This window comes from Streptomyces sp. 8N114, from assembly GCF_052245835.1.
In the GTDB taxonomy this organism is placed as follows: domain Bacteria; phylum Actinomycetota; class Actinomycetes; order Streptomycetales; family Streptomycetaceae; genus Streptomyces.
Window position 1 is genome coordinate 284,218 of sequence record NZ_JBQQBT010000006.1, and the last position, 17,151, is coordinate 301,368.

Here is a 17,151-nt window from a genome sequence, read left to right on the forward strand (position 1 = left end):
TGGCCCTCCGACCGTGCGTTGCCCCGAGGGTCACTGTCGGTCAGTATCAACCAGCGTCAGCGCGCAGCAGCAAGCACTCCCTCCCAAGCGAGCCACCGGAGGTCACCGATCCATGGCCCAGCGGTCCCCGCGTCTCCCGACTCCGCCGCCGAACCCGTACGGCGCCCATCCCGGGGCGGGGTGGGCGGCGCCTGCCGGGGCGGGGAAGAAGGGGGTTACCACGGGGCGGGTGATCGGGATGTGTGTGGGCGGGGTGCTGGTGTTTGTCTACGTGGTGATACCGGCATTCCAGCTGCTCCGTTGAGGGCGACAATGACGGCGGCGGACTGACGGGCACGAGTACGGGGTCAATCGATGTGGAATCGGGGGGCGGCCGAAGAGGCCGCGGCGGCGCCGGCGCCGGTGTGGGCGGAGGCGCCCAGCGAGGTGGAGCGGCGGCTGTATGAGGCCAAGTGCCGTCATGACTGGGCCGCTTACATGGATGTGCTGGCCGGGCAGTATCTGTACCGTCTCGCCTCCCGGCCATGGCTGGATGCCAATCCGGGGCGGGTCCCCGCGCGGATGCAGCCCGTATGGCGTCCGGAGGTGCAGGGGTGGTGCGCGGCCGTGTACACGGAGGCGATGTTGCCGGCGCCGATCGAGGACCCGGTCTTCATCTCGGAGAGCCTCGGCGAGTATGCGCGTGGCTGGTCGCAGCAGGACCCGCCGTGGCTGGCGGTGAACCCGGGGTCGCCTTGTGAGGCGTACTTCCCGGCAAGCCAGTCCCTGTGCGCGCTGTGGCAGCAGCATGCGGACCGGGTTCCCGAGGTCGCGCCCAATCTGACGCTCCGCACGCTGTGGATGGGCGGCCCGCGTACCGGGGCTGTCGCGCGGGGGCTGGCCTGCGGGGCGCTGCTGTCGGTGAAGAACGGCCAGCACTGGAACTCGCTGGGCCACGGGCTGGGCTACAACGACGAGCGGCGGCTCCTGGATCGCTGGTGGAGCTGCACTACCCGCCAGACCTGGCGCAGCCACCAGGAGGAGTTGCTGCGCGGCGAGATGAGCAGCCCGGTGTGGGAGTTCACACTGGGGCTGCGGCACAGTCTGGCCCAGGACTTCGGCGGGCAGGTGGAGCCCGCGCACTGGCGGCAGGCCGCGGAGCGGGTGCTGCGCAAGCGGGTCGCGACGGCCACCATTGAGCTGACGCCGGACGGGGTGACGCGGTCGGAGGGCCCCTCCGAGGAGGAGGTGGAGTGGCAGATCGACGGGGTGAAGCGGCTGATCGGCCGCATCACCCGGTACGAGGCCCGGTTCCGCGCCGACGGACTGCTTCCGGAGGGCCGGTTCGTCCGCTCGGTCGCCGCCTGGGACTACGGCCGCGCCTCCAACATGGCCCGCTTCGGACTGGCGGCCCGCTTCTGCACGTTGGAGGAGGCCGAGGGCGCCGTCCTGCGTGCCGGGCGGGTCAGCACGATCGGCTACCGCTCGTGGGAGGACTTCTCCGCCGCGTATGTGCTGGGCCGCTGTCTGCACTTCGACGAGGAGGAGTTCGGGCCGTGGTACGAGGAGATGCTGACGGCCCACCGGCTTCTGACGACCGAGCCGGAGAGCCCTTGGCTCACCATCCCGTTCCGCGCCGGGGGCGGCGACTAGGCACCGACCCCGGTCGGCAGGAGCCCAACCACGGCTAGCAGTACGGGGCCTGGCCCGTCAGCGCGTAGGCGACGCCCATGAAGACGCCGAAGAGGCGGAAGAGCGCGGGCAGGTCGCCGCTGACCCGTACCGAACGGTCATGGGCGGGGTCCTTTCCCGCATCACCTCCTGAACAGGTGACGCCCGGAATGCCCTCCAGCTGCTGGGCGACCGACGCCGACTGCCAGCGCACGGTGAGGGTGTGCTCGGTGGTGTCGGGCGCCGGGCGGGTACGGGACGGAGCCTCGCGCACGCCCTCCCGTACGGCTTCCTCGATCGCGCGGCGCGCCTCCTCGGCGGGACGGAGCCGGGCGGCGAAGCGGTCCCGGGCGTACTTGACCGGCACTGTACGGACGTACCCGCCGTCTCCCTCCCACTCCGTCAGCTCCGCGCACGCCACGTCGCAGCCCGAGAGCGCCACGACGGGCACGCCGAGCGCCGTGGCCGTCGAGTGGGCGAAGCCGATCTCGCCCATGGCGTGATCGTCGTCCAGCCACATGTCCTCGATCTCGTGGCCCATAAAGCTGTGGCTGAGCACCCCGAGCGCACCGGCCCGTGCGTGGTAGCCGACGAACACGGCAGCGTCGAAGGAGGAGTCGAGGTCCTGGAGCATGCCCATCGGCTTGGGCTTCCCACGGACGAGGGACGCCGCCGGGTGCAGGTCTTCGACCAGCAGATTCCGCATGGCGCTGTGCGTGTCGTTGACGACGACCTCGCGGGCGCCGGCCGCGACGGCGCCCCGCACCGCCGCGTTGACGTCCTCCGTCATCATCACGCGTCCGCGCTCGTAGTCCCGGCCGCCCATCTGTACGTCGTCGGCCCCGACGAGCCCGGTGACGCCCTCCATGTCGGCGCTGATGTACACCTTCATACGCTCTCCCCACTGGCCCCACTGGTCACGTCGGCGTCCAGTCTCCCAGCGAGACGCGAGTGCCGGATGCCGTACAGGAAGTAGCAGGCGAGGCCCGCGGCCATCCAGCCGCCGAAGACGGCCCAGGTGGCGGCGGGCAGGCTGAACATCATCCAGACGCAGAAGCCGAAGCCGAGCAGCGGCGTGAGCGGGAAGAGCGCCACCCGGAAGGTCCGGTTCATGGTGGGCCGGGTGCGGCGCAGGATGATGACGGCAACGTTGACCAGGGCGAACGCGAAGAGGGTGCCGATGCTGGTGGCGTTGGCGAGTTCGCCGAGCGGGACGGTGGCGGCCAGGGCTCCGCAGAAGGCGGCGACGAGGACGGTGTTGGCGCGCGGCGTGCCCGTCCGCTGATTCACCTTGGCGAACACCTGCGGTACGAGGCCGTCCCGGGCCATGGCGAAGAGGATGCGGGTCTGGCCGTAGAGCACGGCGAAGACGACGCTCGCGATGGCGACGACGGCACCGGCGGCCAGTACGACGCTCCACAGGCCGATGCCGGTGACGTTCTCCATGATCCGCGCGAGTGCGGCGTCGGTGTCCCCGAAGTCCTGCCAGGGCATGGCGCCGACGGCGACCAGCGCGACGACGCAGTAGAGGACGGTGACGATCAGCAGCGACAGCATGATCGCCCGGGGCAGGTCCCGCTTGGCGTTCTTGGCCTCCTCCCCCGCGGTGGAGGCGGCGTCGAAACCGATGTAGGAGAAGAAGAGCGTCGCGGCGGCGGCGCTGACGCCGGTGGCCCCGAGCGGGGCGAGCGGCGCGTAGTTGCCCGCCTTGATGCCGAAGAAGCCGATGCCGCAGAAGAGCAGCAGCGTCACGATCTTGATGACGACCATGGTGGTGTTGATCCGGGCGCTCTCCTTCGCGCCGCCCATCAGGAAGACCATGGCGAGCAGAATCACCGCGAGCGCGGGCAGGTTGATGAGGCCGCCCTCACCGAGCGGTGCGGAGACCGCATCGGGGATCGTCACACCGAGGGTGCCGCCGAGGAGCTCGTCGAGGTACTGCCCCCAGCCGACGGCGACGGCCGCCACCGAGATGCCGTACTCCAGCACCAGGCACCAGCCGCAGATCCAGGCGACGAATTCGCCCATGGTCGCGTAGGCGTACGAGTACGAGGAGCCGGAGACCGGGATGGAGCCGGCCAGCTCCGCGTAGGACAGCGCGGAGAACAGCGCAGTCAGGCCCGCGAGGACGAACGAAATCGCGACAGCGGGCCCGGCGAGCGGGGTGGCCTCGCCGAGTACGACAAAGATCCCGGTGCCCAGAGTGGCGCCGATGCTGATCATCGTCAGCTGCCACATCGAGAGGGACCGGCGGAGCGCTCCCCCCGCGCCTTGCCCGCCCTCGGCAATCAGCTGTTCGACGGGCTTGCGCCGCAGCAGTCGACCACCGCCGCGTACGGGGCTCGCCGCGGAGCCCACCCCGGAGCCCGGCGGGGAACTCGGCGGGGAAGCTGCCTCGGCCGAGGGTGGCGCGGTGCTGTGTTCCGGCGGCATCGGCGGCATGTCGGACTCCTTGTCGCTGCGGGTCGGCGGGGACCTGTGGCAGGCGACGGCCCGCGAGCATGACACATCACGCCGGCAGGGAACTCCCGTGCACCGGTGAGGGGGCCGCCGAGCTGGCGGTCACCGCCACGCCTGGCACGGGGCATGAGCCTACGAGTCCGCAGCTCACGGCAGGAATGCACGGCTGTTGCGCATCCACGGATGATCGTTGCGTACTTCGGGCGGCGAACGGGGAAACGTTGCGCGAACCGCCGCGGGCTCTACCGGCACGCCGACCGGCCCCCCGCTAGTTGATGGACTGGATCTCCTGGACGGTGACGTTCTGCTGGCTGCCGAACTCGCCGGTGGGCAGATCGTTGGCGCCCGCGCCGCCGCTGCCTTCCCACGACGCGTTCCACTTCAGCGTCGACCGCAAGGTGTAGGTGCCGTCGTCCTGCGTCGCCCGCAGATATGTCACCCCGCACGGCGGCGCCTTCTTCCCGCTGCCCTTCTTGTACGGGGTGCCGATGCTGCCGTCGTCCTTGATCGCGCACTCACCGGACGCCGGGTGCACCGTCGCGCTCTCCGTCCCCGGGCTCAGCGTGAGGGAGTCGGGCTCCACCGTCGTCCTCGCCCAGATCTCCTGGCCCCCGCCGAGGTCGACGGACGCCTTCACTGACAGCGGCTTGTACGTGCCCTTGTCCAACCAGACCCACGTCGGCAGATTGACCGTCTGCTTGTCCTTCGGGTTCAGCTCGACCTTTGTCTCCGGCACCGTGATCTGCGCATACGCCAGCTTGGACAGAATCTCCGGGCTGATGGCGTTCTCAACCTCCGGCTGCTCGCCGTTCTTCACCCAGAACGGCAACTTCGTACACGACTCGCGCTTCGCCGCGTCCTTTTCGTTCGGATTCGGCACCCCCGCCCAGAACTTGCCCTCCCCCTGCTTCTTGAGGTTGAAGTTCTTGTACTCCCCCTCCGAGTACATCTTCCGAATGTCGCGGTCCGTCTCCTCCTTCACGTACTTGTTGTTGGGATCCCGCCCGGTGAGCGAGTACGGCGACGCATCCACCTTCTCTTTCAGCTGCTTCGGCGTATACGCGGGCGCGTACCAACAAGGAGGCGGCGCCCAATCCCCCGCAGGCACAGCTAAATTCCCGCCGCCCTTGTTCTTGGCGGCCCCAGCCCCGGAATAGTGGACGACACCAGCCTCGGCACTGTAGGTCTTTCCTTCCTTCTCACCCCGCCCGTAGCCCGTGTTGGCCTCGGCGACAGGTGCCTCTACCGTGAGCGCTAAAGCGACAGCTCCGAGAAGCGACGCCCCCGTCCTTACTTTCCACATTGTTTCACCGCCTTTTCTGTCACCGTAACCGCTCGTGCTTTCCACGAACCGCCCGACTTTGACGGCTTCTGCATGACGAGTTCGAAGTGCAAGTAGCTCTCGTCCGAGGGGCTGCTACGGATCACTTTCCCGGATTTGGCCTCTTTACTGAACAGCTTCGCCTGATCGACGCAGTAGTTGACCTCGATAAGTTTGCTCTCGTTCAACTCTCCGACCTGCTCCTTGTAATACCGCTCCGTACCGGTCACGGTGTAGCCCCGCTTCTTGCCTTCCCCCGCGATATAGGACGCGTACTCCTGCGCGTCTCCCAGCGGCACGGCGTGAGCGGTCAAAAGCGGATCCTTCGGATCCTGTTCGGCCATTGCATGCATCATTGCCCGCATGTAGTCCGCAGCGCCGTCCAAGGCGGCAGCCTTCTCCGGGGCCGACGGCTGGTTCCAGTCGAAGACCTGCTTGACGTCACCGGGCAACTTGATGTCCGACGTGCGGAAGTCGGGCCCCTTCTGCTTGGCGCCGCCCTCACCCTTACTCGGAGCCGTCGACTTGCCCTTCGAACTGTCCGCGCCCTCGATCTTGTCGCTCTTGGAGTCGGCGTCGTCACTTCCGCCGCACCCGGCGAGGAGCAGCGCGGCGGCTGTGGCGGCGGCCAGCGAGGCGGCGGGGCGGGTGAGGTGCACGGCGGGCTCCCTGTTGCGTCAGGTGACTGTCGTGCACCTGACGGTAGCAGCGCGGCCAACTCCGCACCCAGCGACTTCAGGAGCAGCACGAACGGAACAACGCCGTCCACAGAAACAGCTCGCCGATGCAGTCGGCCCGCCGCTCAACTGTCAGAGGCCCCCGGCAACATGGCGGCATGACGACTACGGCACAAGCACCCGAGGCGCTGCACGCTCTTGCCCGGACCCATCTGTCCCCCGAGGACGCCGAACGCTGGATCGGGCTGCTGAAGACCGGCGCGTACCTGCGGAAGGCAGGGGACGGCGAACGCGTCGTGGGTCAGTTGGGCGGACTCCCCCGACTGCCGGAGGACGTGGAGTGGCCGGAATGGGAAGGGTGCGGGCCGCTGGACTTCATCGCTGCGGTGGACTGCGGGGCGCTGCGCTCGGCGGCTGCCGAACGCGGCCAGGAACTGCCACTCCGGACGGACGGCTGGCTCGCCTTCTTCTACTTCAGCGACGAGGAAGAAGTGGTCGAGGCGGGTGACCCCGAATCCTGGGCCGGTGCCCGGGTACTCCATCTGCCGCCGCATTACGGGGAGTTGCCGGAGCGCCCCGCTCCGGGGGACCTGGAGCCGTACGACACCGTGCCGTTGACGGTCGAGGTGGCGCCGACCGTGCCCGGCGGCGACACCCCGGCACTGTCTCGTACGTTCGGGTTCTCGGACCGGTCCGAGTATTCCCAGCACCCGGTCGGCAGCGGGCCCTTCCTCGCAGAGCTGGACAAGGTGCGGAGGTTCAACGGCCACCAGATCCTCGGCAATCCGCACAGTATCCAGGGCCCTGTCGAGCTGGAGGTGGCCCATGGCGCTTTGGGCGCCCGCGAAGTGGGCTGGAACGATCCGCGGGTCTTCGAGGAGGCGCAGCGGTGGGTGCTGCTCGCCCAGTTCGACAGCGACCCCGACGCCGATATGTCCTGGGGCGACTGCGGCGTCCTCTACTGGCTGATCCGCCCCGAGGACCTGGCCGAGAACCGCTTCGAGAAGGCGATGTTCACCTGGCAGTGTTGCTGATCCCTGCTACCGCAGACAACAGGCCGAACAGCAGGCCAACCAGCAGGCCGACAGCAGACCGCGGACAGCACACAACACCGCCTCGCCCGTACGGGGTACGGGCGAGGCGGCGGTATGCAGTACGCGTGCGCGGGGGCGCTGAGCTCGAACGCGTGGGGGCTACTTCTTGTCGCCGCCCTTGCCGTCCTTGCCGTTCTTGTCCCCGCCGGGACCCATCGTCTCGTAGATCTCCTTGCACATCGGGCAGACGGGGTACTTCTTCGGGTCGCGACCCGGGACCCAGACCTTCCCGCAGAGTGCGACGACGGGCGTCCCGTCCATCGCGCTCGCCATGATCTTGTCCTTCTGGACATAGTGGGCGAACCGCTCGTGGTCGCCGTCACCGTGCGATGTCTGCGGGGTCGGTTCGACGAGTGTGCCGGTGCCCGTCCCGCGCTCGGGCTCAAGAGTGCTCATGCAGTCCAAGGGTACTCATGCGACCGGAACACGTCAGGCATGGGCAGTGGCCCGCGTCACCCGTCGGGAGTGCCGCATGTAACCCCGTTCGTCCGCCTTGGTGCTCTCGCCGGACCGGCTCGGCCCTCAGTTCAGCGACGGGTCGTCCGGATACGTCGCAACCAGCGCCAACTCGCTCCGCTGTCTGCGCAGTACGGACCGCCACAACCGCTCGGGGGCGGGGGAGGACACATCGCCGGGCTCGGACTCGACGACGTACCACGCGCCCTCCGACAGCTCCTTCTCCAGCTGGCCCGGCCCCCAGCCCGCGTACCCGGCGAAGATCCGTAGCGAGCCCAGCTCGGCAGCGAGCAGCTCGGGCGGCGCCTCCAGATCGACGAGACCGATGGCACCGTGCACCCGACGCCAGCCGAGCGGCCCGTCGGTGTCGAGGACGGCGTCCGCGCCCATGTCGGCGTCGGTGCCCACGTCGGTGCCGGTGCCCATGTCAGTGCCGGTGCCGGTGCCTGCATCGGTGCCGGTGCCCGTATCCGGGTCGGCTGCGTCGGCGGCATCCGCGTCGGCTGCGGCAGCGCCCTCACCTGCGGCGTCGGCCCCACCGGCGGCGCTCCCACGCTCCGCGCCGGCCCTCTCACGATCGGCGGCGCTCCCACGCTCCGCGCCGGCCCTCTCACGATCGGCGGCGCTCCCCCGACCCGTCGCGCCCCCGCGACCCGTCGGGCCCCCGCGAGCGGCGGCGCTCCCGATCTCCGCGGCGCCCGAGCCGTCCGACTCCGCGGGCCGGGTGCCGGTCCCGTTGCCGACCGGCCGGGCCTCCGGCCCCTCGCCGGGCTCTGGCCCACGCCCCTCCGCGGGCTCCGGTCCGGCCCCCGCGGGCTCCGCACCGCCCCCCGCGGGAGCCGCGCCGCCGTCCCCCGTCGTGGCTCTCTTCCGGCCGGGCGTTCGGCCGGGCGCACGGCCGGGGCCGCCGTCGGTCGCGCGGCCCAGGCCCCCGTCGGTCGCGCGGGCGGGGCCGCCGTCCGTGCGGTCGCCTCTGCCGGAGGGGACCACGGCAACGCCCAGCGCGGCGTCCAGCGAGACAGGTCCGCCCTGGAAGACGACGCCGGGCTCGCCGGTGAGCGCGGCCCACGGCTCCAGGATGTCGCTGACGTCCACCGGGGTGGGACGGTTGAGGACCACGCCCAGTGAGCCCTCCTCGTCATGGTCGAGGAGGAGCACCACAGCGCGGTCGAAGTTCGGATCGGCCAGCACCGGTGTGGCGACGAGCAGTCGTCCGGTGAGCGAGGACACCTCGGTCATACAGCAATGATCCCGCACCTGCGCCGTTCGTGGGACCCAATGGCCGGAACGGAGACCGCGCAGACCGGGTTCACGTGCGGCGCGGGGCGTGCGCGGGGTGGTCCGGGCGGGCGGACAGGGCTTCCACCCGCAGCACGTCAGGTAACGGGCAAACCACCCTACGTGTTATTGCCGAGCTGTGACAGTCGCCCACCCCCCTCGGGCCTGGGTCCGCACCGGACGGGGCCATTACGCTTGCCTGTTGTCCCATCCCGTCTCGCGGAATCGCGGAGATCCATGACCGACAGCCCAGCCGACGTACTCCTCGTCCACGGTGGTGCCCCGCTCGAGGGCGAGATCCGTGTCCGGGGTGCGAAGAACCTCGTCCCCAAGGCCATGGTCGCCGCGCTGCTGGGCAGTGAGCCGAGCCGACTGCGCAACGTGCCGGACATCCGGGATGTCCGGGTCGTCCGCGGTCTGCTCCAGCTGCACGGCGTCACGGTGCGCACCGGGGACGAATCCGGCGAGCTGGTACTCGACCCCTCCCATGTGGAGAGCGCCAACGTCGCGGACATCGACGCGCACGCGGGCTCCTCGCGTATCCCGATCCTCTTCTGTGGGCCGCTGCTGCACCGGCTGGGGCACGCTTTCATCCCGGGTCTGGGCGGCTGTGACATCGGCGGCCGTCCGGTGGACTTCCACTTCGACGTGCTGCGGAAGTTCGGCGCGACGATCGAGAAGCGCGCCGACGGGCAGTATCTGGAGGCCCCGCAGCGGCTGCGCGGCACCAAGATCCGGCTGCCGTACCCGTCGGTCGGTTCCACGGAGCAGGTGCTGCTGACGGCGGTGCTGGCAGAGGGCGTCACCGAGCTGTCGAACGCGGCGGTCGAGCCGGAGATCGAGGACCTGATCTGCGTGCTGCAGAAGATGGGCGCGATCATCTCGATGGACACCGACCGGACGATCCGGATCACCGGTGTCGACAAGCTGGGCGGCTACACCCACCGCGCCCTGCCCGACCGGCTGGAGGCGGCCTCCTGGGCGAGCGCCGCGCTGGCGACCGAGGGCAGCGTTTTCGTACGCGGCGCCGACCAGCGGTCGATGATCGCGTTCCTCAACACCTTCCGCAAGGTGGGCGGCGCGTTCGAGATCGGGGATGAGGGCATCCGCTTCTGGCACCCGGGCGGCCCGCTGAACGCCATCGCGCTCGAGACGGACGTACACCCCGGCTTCCAGACGGACTGGCAGCAGCCGCTGGTGGTGGCGCTGACGCAGGCGTCGGGGCTGTCGATCGTGCACGAGACGGTGTACGAGTCGCGGCTCGGCTTCACCTCGGCGCTCAACCAGATGGGGGCGCACATCCAGCTCTACCGCGAGTGCCTGGGCGGGATGCCCTGCCGCTTCGGGCAGCGCAACTTCCTGCACTCGGCGGTCGTTTCCGGGCCGACCCGGCTCCAGGGCAGCGACCTGATCATTCCCGACCTGCGCGGCGGCTTCTCGTATCTGATCGCCGCGCTGGCCGCGCAGGGCACGTCCCGGGTGCACGGCATCGATCTGATCAACCGCGGCTACGAGAACTTCCAGGAGAAGCTGGTCGAACTCGGCGCCAAGGTGGACCGCCCGTAGAACCGATGAGTGGGTGCCCCGACCGATAGGTTGCGGGGTGCGGGTGCGTAGTGGCCTGGCGCGCAGTTCCCCGCGCCCCTTCGGGGCGCGTCCCCTCACTGCGGTTGGCTTCAGCCGCTGGTCTCCTCCACCAGCACAGCGCTCTCCTGGGGGGTGAGCCTGCAACGGACCCCCGGCGTCAGCGCCTGCGCCTCCCAGCTGGGCAGGTCGGCCTTGGCCTCGGCGCCGGAGTCGGTGGCCAGCAGGAGGCGGGTGAAGCCGCCGAGGAAGGTGGCGACGCGGACGGTCGCGGCCTCGCCGGGGCCCTCCTCGCCTACCCCCACCTTCAGCCCCTCCGGGCGCAGGAGTACGTCCACCTCGCGCCCTGCCGCGGGGCAGGCACCGTGCACCGGCAGCCGCCGCCCCAGCACCTCGACGGTGCCTCCGTCACGTACGACGCCGGGCAGCCGGTTCATCGTGCCGACGAACTCCGCGACGAACGGCGTCGCGGGCCGCTCGTACAGCTCGTTCGGCGGGGCGCACTGCTCCAGGTGGCCGTCCTTCATCACGGCGACGCGGTCGGCCATCGACAGCGCCTCCTCCTGGTCGTGGGTGACGAAGACGGTGGTGATGCCCAGCTCCAGCTGGAGGCGGCGGATCTCCTCGCGCAACTGGAGCCGCACCTTGGCGTCGAGTGCGGACAGCGGCTCGTCCAGCAGCAGTATCCGGGGCCGGACGGCCAGCGCGCGGGCGAGCGCCACCCGCTGCTGCTGGCCGCCGGAGAGCTGGTGCGGGTAGTGCTTCTCACGCCCCGGCAGCCCTACCAGCTCCAGCAGTTCCTCGGCCCGCGCTGCGCGTTCCGCCTTGGGTACTTTGCGAACGCGCAGCCCGTAGGCGACGTTCTCGGCGGCGGTCATGGTGGGGAAGAGGCTGTAGGACTGGAAGACCATGCCGATGTCCCGCCGGTTGGCCGGTACGGCGGTCACGTCCTCGCCGCCGATCAGCAGTTCGCCGCCATCGGCCGTCTCGAACCCGGCGATGATGCGCAGCGCGGTGGTCTTGCCGCAGCCGGAGGGGCCGAGCAGGGCGAGGAGTTCGCCGGGTGCGACCTCCAGGTCGAGCCCGTCGAGCGCGATGCCGGCACCGAAGGAGCGCCGCAGGTCACGCAGGACCAGCCCGACGCCGCCTTCACCACGCGGTGCTGCCGTCGGCTGCTTCACGGTCGTAGCGGTGGTCATACGGTCGTCTTCCTCCGGTCGCGGGCCCGCCGGTCGCGGGTACGCCCGCCGGCGAGGTTGGTGAGCAGGAGCAGCAGGCCCCAGGTGATGAGCAGGCTGAGCATGGCGGCGGCGACGGACAGCTGGGCCTCGTACTCGCCGACGTGCACCATCCATACGGAGAACGGCTCGAATCCGAGAACGTTCGCAACGGTGAACTCCCCCAGCACCATGGCCAGGCTCAGCACGGCGCCGCTGACGATGGCGGGCCGCAGATTGGGCACGACGACCCGACACAGCGTGCCCAGCCGCGAAGCGCCCAGGCTGCGTGAGGCTTCCACCAGGGTCTTCAGGTCGACCGCGCGCAGTCCCCCGTCCAGCGAGCGGTAGAGGAACGGCAGCGACATGACGGTGTAGACGAGAACGAGGACCAGCGGGAAGCTCTGGTTGTGCAGCGCCTGGAAGGTGCCCCACAGCGGGGTGTCCGCCAGGTCCTGCTCCCAGGAGAGCACCGTGCTGACCCCGGCCACGAGCGCGACCGGCGGCACGATGAGCGGCACCATGCACAGCACCTCGACGACGCGCCGCAGCCTGGGCAGCCGCAGCGCGACCATCACCATGGTCGGCACCATCAGCGCCAGACCGAGCGCCACGGTCGCCAGGCCGAGCCGTATCGACAGGGCGAGGCTGGTGGCCATGGAGTCGTCGCGCAGGCCCTTGGCGTACGCGCCGAAGGTGAAGCCCTCGGCGGGGTCGTCGACGGTGAACCAGAGCGAGGCGGCGACGGGGGCAAGGAAGTAGAGCGCGGCCAGCAGCAGCACCAGGGCACTGCCCCACGGGCGCCTGCGCGCGGGAGGCGTTGCGGTCATCCCAGCCATCGGTTGCTCCGTCGTTGCAGCGGGATCTGTACGGCCATCACGAGCAGGGCGATCACCACCATGTTGAGGCTCATGGCGAGGGCGAGGTTCTCCTGGCCGACGAGAACGTTGCCGGCGAGTGCGTTGGCGATCTGGATGGTGATCAGCGGCACCGAACTGCCCGTCATCACGGCGGCGGTGGCGTGCGAGGCGAACGCGGTGCCGAACATCAGCACGGCGCCGCCCAGCAGCGAGGGCATCAGCACCGGCAGCCCCACGTGCCGCCAGAACTGCGCCCTGGTCGCCCCGCAGGAGGCGGCGGCCTCCCGCCACTGGGCGCGGACGCCGTCCAGCGCGGGCAGGATGCTGACGACCATCAGCGGCACCATGAAGTACAGATAGGCCAGCACCAGTCCGGCGAAGGTGTAGAGGCTGAACCCGGTGCTCTTCAGCTGCAGCAGCCGCGTCACGGTGCCGGTGGTGCCGAGGGTGGCGATGAAGGCGAAGGCCAGCGGTGCGCCGCTGAAGTTGGCGAACACGCCGGACGCCGAGACGACCGCCTTGCGCAGCGCGCTGTTGCGCGAGCCCAGCAGCGCCTGGGCGATGACGGTGCCGAGGACGGTGGCCAGTACCGCGCTGAGCAGCGAGAGTTTCACGCTGCCGGCCAGCCCGGTGGCGTATGCGCCGGACAGCGAGTGCCGCACGTTGTCCAGGCTGTAGTGGCTGGCGCCGGTGCCCGGGTCGACGACGGTGAACGCGTTGTAGGCCAGGGTGCAGGCGGGCAGGCCGAAGCAGAGGGCCATGAAGGTGAAGAACGGTACGACGGCGGGCCAGCGCCACCGGCGCGCGCCGCCGCCGGGCCGGCGTTTCGCCGCGGTCCCGGTGGCGCCGCCGGCGGCCCGGGAGGCGGCCCGGGAGGCGGGAGTCTGCACAGCCATCAGCTGACCGCCGCGCCCCAGCCCTCGCTGACGGCTTTCTGCGCCCACTTCTCCTGCGCGGGCGTGGGGAACTTCGGCACCCCGTCCACCTCGGGGAGCTCGGCGGCGGCCTTCTTGTCCGCGGTGCCGTCCTTCTGCATCTTCTCCAGCAGCGCGGGCCGCGAGTAGCCCTTGAGCCAGATGTTCTGGCCCTCGGGGCTGTAGAGGAACTCCAGCCACAGCCGCGCTGCGGCCGGGTGCGGGGCGTACTTGTTGACGCCCTGGTTGTAGTACTGCGAGTACTGGCCGTCCTTGGGGACGTTGACCTTCCACTCGACGCCCTTGGACTTCAGCTCCTTGCCGTAGCCGAGGTTGAGGTAGTCCCAGTCGATCGAGATGGGCGTCTCGCCCTTCTGGATGGTGGCCTTGGTGGACTCGACGGGCACGTAGTTGCCGCTCTTCTTGAGCTTCTTGAAGAAGCCGAGGCCGGGCTGGACGTTGTCGAAGCTGCCGCCGTTGGCGAGCGAGGCGGCGATGACGGCGGAGAAGGCCGAGGAGGACTCGTTGGGGTTGCCGTTGAGGGCGACCTTGTTCTTGTACTGCGGCTCGAGCAGGTCCTTGAAGGTCTTCGGGCACTCCTTGACGGCCCTGGCGTCGCAGCCGATCGAGATGTAGCCGCCGTAGTTGTTCATGAAGGAGCCGTCAGGCTGCTTCTGCGACGCGGGGATCGCTTCCCAGCCCTTGACCTTGTAGGGGGCGAGCAGCTTCTTGGCCTTGGCCTGCTGCATGAAGGCGGTGCCCAGGTCGAGGGCGTCGACGGCGCGGTCCTGGCCCTTGCGCTTGGCCGCGGCGTTCAGCGCGCCCTGGCTGCTGCCGCCGGGGTCCTCGTTGTGGACCTCGATGCCGTACTTCTTCTCGAAGGTTTTGATCATCTGGCCGTAGTTGGCCCAGGTCGGCGCGAGGGCGTAGACGTTCAGCTCGCCCTCCTTCTTCGCCGCCTTCACCAGCTTGTCCATGCCGCCCAGGTCCGCGGCCGAGCCTGCCTTGCCCGCCTTGCTGTCCGAGCCCTGGGCCGGTGCGGAGCCGCAGCCGGTGGCCACAGCGGAGAGGGTGACGGCCGCAGCTGCGGCGGCCAACAGGCGGCTCCTACGGCTGTGATGGTGTGCCTTCACGTCTGAAACTCCTGGGGGTCGCGCCCGTCACCTGTATGGACAAGCTCGATTCATTGAGCCAGGGCAAGCTAACAGCCCCCAGCCCGTGCCGCAAAGCCCCGAACTCCTTCAAATCCCCAGCTCAAAGCGTTATTTGAGAACAGGTTTAGTGATGTTCACCGTGGATACAAGTAACCGACCAGGCTGGCGAGTGTGCGCACTGCTGCGCACAGATGGCATGATCGGGCGCACCCACGCGCAGCTGGAGAAGCGCAGCACTTCACAGGAGCCGCCCCATGCCCGACCCCGCCCCCGACGACCGCCCCCGGGCCGCCGGTCGCACGCCGTCGCGCCCTGCGGATGCACAGCGCGGCCGTACGGGTGCGCGCAATCGCCGTACGGATGCGCGTGGCGGCCGTCCGGATGCGCCCGACGGCCGTACGGAGCCGCGGCACGAGGTGATCGCCGACGAGCTGCGCCGCGCCATCGCGGACGGGCGCTACCCGGTCGGGGCGACCCTCCCCTCCGAGGCCGAGCTCGCCACCGCGCACGGCGCCTCCCGTGGCACCGTGCGGCAGGCCGTCTCCGCGCTGCTCGCCGAGGGCCTCATCGGATCCCGGCAGGGCGCACGCCGCGTCGTCCTGTCGACCACGCCCAGCCAGAGCTTCACCGAGCTGCGCAGCTTCGCCCAGTGGGCGCGCGCGGGCGGCCGTACGGCGGGCGGACTGGTGCTGGCCTCCTCCTGGGCCACCGCCCGCGCCGAGGAGGCCGGGCTGCTCCAGGTACGGCACGGGGCGCCGGTGCTGCGGGTGCTGCGGGTGCGCACGCTGGACGAGGAGCCCGTGCTGCTGGAGCGCACCGTCTACGCGGAGTGGATCGGCACCGCCGTCGAGGCACTGCCGGCCGACTGCGAGTCGGTCACCCAGCGGCTCTACGACGACACCGGGCTCGTCTTCGCGCACGGCGAGCACCACATCGACGCGGTGGCCGCCGGCACGGCGGACGCCGAGCACCTGGGGGTGCGCCGGGGCAGCCCGCTGCTGCGGGTCCGCCGTACGACCACGACGGCCGACGGCCGCCCCGTGGAGACCTCGGACGACCGCTACCGCCCCGGCTCCGTCGTCTTCACCGTCCGCAACTCCACCCAGACCAACCCGCTGGCGCGCACCCGCGCGTGAGCAGCCGCCCTCCATCGATGAAAGTACGAGCCCGCATTGCCCACTCCTCTGCCCTCACCCTCCCCCTCGCCCAGCACGCGGCCGGGCGCCTCGATGCCCGCGGCGCTGCTCTGCGACATGGACGGCACCCTTGTCGACACGGAACGTGACTGGCTGGCGTCCCTGGCCCAGCTACTGGCCGAGCACGGCGCGGCTTGCGACGAGGCCGCCCTGGCACCCTTCGCGGGGCTGCCGCTGGACGCTGCGGCCGAGCTGGTCGCCCACCGGTCGGGACTGGCCGCCGAGACGGCACTGGCCCGGCTGGACGCGTCCTTCACGGCTCGGGTACGCGCCGGGGTGACGGTGCAGCCCGGAGCGCTGGCGCTGCTCGACAGCGCGCGGCGGCTGGAGATCCCTGTGGCACTCGTCACGGCATCCGAGCGGCCCGTCGCCGATCTGGTGCTGGCCACGCTGGGCCCGCACCGCTTCATCTGCTCGGTCGCGCACGGCGAGACCCCGCGCGGCAAGCCGCACCCGGACCCGTATCTGGCCGCCGCGCGCCTCCTGGGCGTCCCCGCGACCGCGTGCCTGGCCCTGGAGGACACTCCCACCGGCGCGGCCTCGGCGCGTGCCGCGGGCTGCCGGGTGATCGCCGTACCCACCGTGGACGGCATCGAGGAGGCCCCGGGCACCCTTGTGCTGCCCTCCCTCCGGGAGGTGGACCTGAGGGCGCTCCCGCTCTCCTTCGCGGGTGCCGACGCGTAGGACGACACGTAGGACGGCACGTTAGGACGACGCATCGGACAGCGCATACCGCGCGCGCAAAGGGCGGCCCCCCGCTTGGGGGGCCGCCCTTTGCTTCAGAATTTCAGAGCTTCAGGTCTCCTGGGCTTACTTGCCCTTCGCCGCTTCCTTGAGCTTGGAGCCCGCCGAAACCTTGACGCTGTACCCGGCCGGGATCTGGATCGGGTCGCCGGTCTGCGGGTTGCGCGCGGTGCGCGCCGCCCGGTGGGTGCGCTCGAAGGTGAGGAAGCCGGGGATGGTGACCTTCTCGTCGCCCTTGGCGACGATCTCGCCGACGGTCTCGGCGAACGCCGACAGGATCGCGTCGGCGTCCTTACGGGTCACCTCGGCACGCTCGGACAGAGCGGCCACCAGCTCACTGCGGTTCATAATTCGTACTCCCGTGTTCTTCTTGCCGATGAGGCGTGCCACGCGGCAGAGCCGCATATCAGACACAGCGAAGCCGATGCTGCCAGGGCCCTCCGACAGTCCCCGGACCCGGGTCCGCCTTCGGGCCCGCGCGCCCCGTGGGGATATCCCCCGGACAAGTCCGTTTCGGGGTCTCCCCCCTCGGACGAAGTCCTTGAG

16 protein-coding genes and 1 pseudogene are annotated in these 17,151 nt (G+C 70.3%); 5 read left to right on the forward strand and 12 right to left on the reverse strand.

Annotation, left to right across the window (positions count from 1 at the left end; translation table 11 throughout):
• The first annotated feature begins 354 nt into the window (after positions 1 to 354).
• On the forward strand, positions 355 to 1,632 hold the full coding sequence (locus tag ACTWQF_RS16190; protein WP_443280082.1) for a DUF1266 domain-containing protein: 1,278 nt from the start codon (positions 355 to 357) through the stop codon (positions 1,630 to 1,632).
• A 34-nt stretch (positions 1,633 to 1,666) separates the two neighbouring features.
• Here ACTWQF_RS16190 and ACTWQF_RS16195 read toward each other — a convergent pair whose 3' ends face one another.
• The 4 genes from ACTWQF_RS16195 to ACTWQF_RS16210 all read right to left on the reverse strand — a co-directional run bounded on the left by ACTWQF_RS16195 (position 1,667) and on the right by ACTWQF_RS16210 (position 6,090).
• On the reverse strand, positions 1,667 to 2,542 hold the full coding sequence (locus ACTWQF_RS16195; RefSeq protein ID WP_443280083.1) for a M55 family metallopeptidase: 876 nt from the start codon (positions 2,540 to 2,542) through the stop codon (positions 1,667 to 1,669).
• Complete coding sequence (locus tag ACTWQF_RS16200) at positions 2,539 to 4,083, reverse strand: amino acid permease (protein WP_443280172.1); 1,545 nt, start codon at positions 4,081 to 4,083, stop codon at positions 2,539 to 2,541. The genes ACTWQF_RS16195 and ACTWQF_RS16200 overlap by 4 nt, the downstream gene beginning before the upstream one ends.
• A 295-nt stretch (positions 4,084 to 4,378) precedes the next feature.
• Complete coding sequence (locus ACTWQF_RS16205; protein ID WP_443280084.1) at positions 4,379 to 5,458, reverse strand: hypothetical protein; 1,080 nt, start codon at positions 5,456 to 5,458, stop codon at positions 4,379 to 4,381.
• Positions 5,401 to 6,090 carry a hypothetical protein gene (locus tag ACTWQF_RS16210; RefSeq protein WP_443280085.1) on the reverse strand — a complete coding sequence of 230 codons (690 nt, stop codon included), beginning with the start codon at positions 6,088 to 6,090 and terminating at the stop codon, positions 5,401 to 5,403. Before ACTWQF_RS16210 ends, ACTWQF_RS16205 begins: the two co-directional genes overlap by 58 nt.
• 176 nt (positions 6,091 to 6,266) lie before the next feature.
• On the opposite strand from ACTWQF_RS16210, the gene ACTWQF_RS16215 reads away from it, so the two are divergent.
• Complete coding sequence (locus tag ACTWQF_RS16215) at positions 6,267 to 7,142, forward strand: YwqG family protein (protein WP_443280086.1); 876 nt, start codon at positions 6,267 to 6,269, stop codon at positions 7,140 to 7,142.
• 159 nt (positions 7,143 to 7,301) lie between these two features.
• Here ACTWQF_RS16215 and ACTWQF_RS16220 read toward each other — a convergent pair whose 3' ends face one another.
• The 3 genes and pseudogenes from ACTWQF_RS16220 to ACTWQF_RS16230 form a co-directional block, all read right to left on the reverse strand.
• Positions 7,302 to 7,598, reverse strand: a complete 297-nt coding sequence (locus ACTWQF_RS16220; protein WP_443280087.1) for a DUF3039 domain-containing protein — start codon at positions 7,596 to 7,598, stop codon at positions 7,302 to 7,304.
• 126 nt (positions 7,599 to 7,724) lie between these two features.
• Positions 7,725 to 8,345 (reverse strand): YqgE/AlgH family protein, encoded by a 621-nt coding sequence (locus ACTWQF_RS16225; RefSeq protein WP_443280173.1) that lies wholly within the window; start codon positions 8,343 to 8,345, stop codon positions 7,725 to 7,727.
• Between the two features lie 293 nt (positions 8,346 to 8,638).
• Positions 8,639 to 8,897: pseudogene (locus ACTWQF_RS16230) on the reverse strand (YqgE/AlgH family protein); the annotation flags it as partial.
• A gap of 276 nt (positions 8,898 to 9,173) precedes the next feature.
• Between ACTWQF_RS16230 and murA the strand changes: the two are divergent.
• Positions 9,174 to 10,502 carry a UDP-N-acetylglucosamine 1-carboxyvinyltransferase gene (gene murA, locus ACTWQF_RS16235; protein WP_443280088.1) on the forward strand — a complete coding sequence of 443 codons (1,329 nt, stop codon included), beginning with the start codon at positions 9,174 to 9,176 and terminating at the stop codon, positions 10,500 to 10,502.
• A gap of 110 nt (positions 10,503 to 10,612) precedes the next feature.
• Here the strand turns inward: murA and ACTWQF_RS16240 are convergent, their stop codons facing one another.
• From ACTWQF_RS16240 to ACTWQF_RS16255, 4 genes are read right to left on the reverse strand one after another with little or no spacing between them, the layout of a single operon-like run.
• The gene (locus ACTWQF_RS16240; protein ID WP_443280089.1) at positions 10,613 to 11,719 is read right to left on the reverse strand and encodes an ABC transporter ATP-binding protein; all 1,107 of its coding nucleotides are present in this window, start codon (positions 11,717 to 11,719) and stop codon (positions 10,613 to 10,615) included.
• Entirely contained in the window at positions 11,716 to 12,576 is an 861-nt protein-coding gene (locus tag ACTWQF_RS16245; RefSeq protein WP_443280090.1) for an ABC transporter permease, read from the reverse strand. The genes ACTWQF_RS16240 and ACTWQF_RS16245 overlap by 4 nt, the downstream gene beginning before the upstream one ends.
• Positions 12,564 to 13,493, reverse strand: coding sequence for an ABC transporter permease (locus ACTWQF_RS16250; RefSeq protein WP_443280091.1), 930 nt, complete (start codon positions 13,491 to 13,493; stop codon positions 12,564 to 12,566). Before ACTWQF_RS16250 ends, ACTWQF_RS16245 begins: the two co-directional genes overlap by 13 nt.
• On the reverse strand, positions 13,493 to 14,644 hold the full coding sequence (locus ACTWQF_RS16255) for an ABC transporter substrate-binding protein (RefSeq protein ID WP_443280092.1): 1,152 nt from the start codon (positions 14,642 to 14,644) through the stop codon (positions 13,493 to 13,495). Before ACTWQF_RS16255 ends, ACTWQF_RS16250 begins: the two co-directional genes overlap by 1 nt.
• A 275-nt stretch (positions 14,645 to 14,919) precedes the next feature.
• On the opposite strand from ACTWQF_RS16255, the gene ACTWQF_RS16260 reads away from it, so the two are divergent.
• Entirely contained in the window at positions 14,920 to 15,801 is an 882-nt protein-coding gene (locus ACTWQF_RS16260) for a GntR family transcriptional regulator (protein ID WP_443280093.1), read from the forward strand.
• Positions 15,802 to 15,894: 93 nt separating this feature from the next.
• A complete protein-coding gene (locus ACTWQF_RS16265) occupies positions 15,895 to 16,545 on the forward strand; it encodes an HAD family hydrolase (protein ID WP_443280174.1) in 651 nt (216 codons plus the stop codon).
• Positions 16,546 to 16,671: 126 nt separating this feature from the next.
• Here ACTWQF_RS16265 and ACTWQF_RS16270 read toward each other — a convergent pair whose 3' ends face one another.
• Positions 16,672 to 16,953, reverse strand: a complete 282-nt coding sequence (locus ACTWQF_RS16270; RefSeq protein WP_443246014.1) for an HU family DNA-binding protein — start codon at positions 16,951 to 16,953, stop codon at positions 16,672 to 16,674.
• Between the last annotated feature and the right edge of the window lie 198 nt (positions 16,954 to 17,151).

Bases quoted from the DNA above. Each gene is read 5' to 3' on its own strand.
- ACTWQF_RS16265 (WP_443280174.1), top strand. From the start codon at position 15,895: ATGCCCGCGGCGCTGCTCTGCGACATGGACGGCACCCTTGTCGACACG.
- murA (WP_443280088.1), top strand. From the start codon at position 9,174: ATGACCGACAGCCCAGCCGACGTACTCCTCGTCCACGGTGGTGCCCCG.
- ACTWQF_RS16260 (WP_443280093.1), top strand. From the start codon at position 14,920: ATGCCCGACCCCGCCCCCGACGACCGCCCCCGGGCCGCCGGTCGCACG.
- ACTWQF_RS16190 (WP_443280082.1), top strand. From the start codon at position 355: ATGTGGAATCGGGGGGCGGCCGAAGAGGCCGCGGCGGCGCCGGCGCCG.
- ACTWQF_RS16215 (WP_443280086.1), top strand. From the start codon at position 6,267: ATGACGACTACGGCACAAGCACCCGAGGCGCTGCACGCTCTTGCCCGG.
- ACTWQF_RS16195 (WP_443280083.1), bottom strand. From the start codon at position 2,542: ATGAAGGTGTACATCAGCGCCGACATGGAGGGCGTCACCGGGCTCGTC.
- ACTWQF_RS16200 (WP_443280172.1), bottom strand. From the start codon at position 4,083: ATGCCGCCGGAACACAGCACCGCGCCACCCTCGGCCGAGGCAGCTTCC.
- ACTWQF_RS16270 (WP_443246014.1), bottom strand. From the start codon at position 16,953: ATGAACCGCAGTGAGCTGGTGGCCGCTCTGTCCGAGCGTGCCGAGGTG.
- ACTWQF_RS16245 (WP_443280090.1), bottom strand. From the start codon at position 12,576: ATGGCTGGGATGACCGCAACGCCTCCCGCGCGCAGGCGCCCGTGGGGC.
- ACTWQF_RS16250 (WP_443280091.1), bottom strand. From the start codon at position 13,493: ATGGCTGTGCAGACTCCCGCCTCCCGGGCCGCCTCCCGGGCCGCCGGC.
- ACTWQF_RS16240 (WP_443280089.1), bottom strand. From the start codon at position 11,719: ATGACCACCGCTACGACCGTGAAGCAGCCGACGGCAGCACCGCGTGGT.
- ACTWQF_RS16220 (WP_443280087.1), bottom strand. From the start codon at position 7,598: ATGAGCACTCTTGAGCCCGAGCGCGGGACGGGCACCGGCACACTCGTC.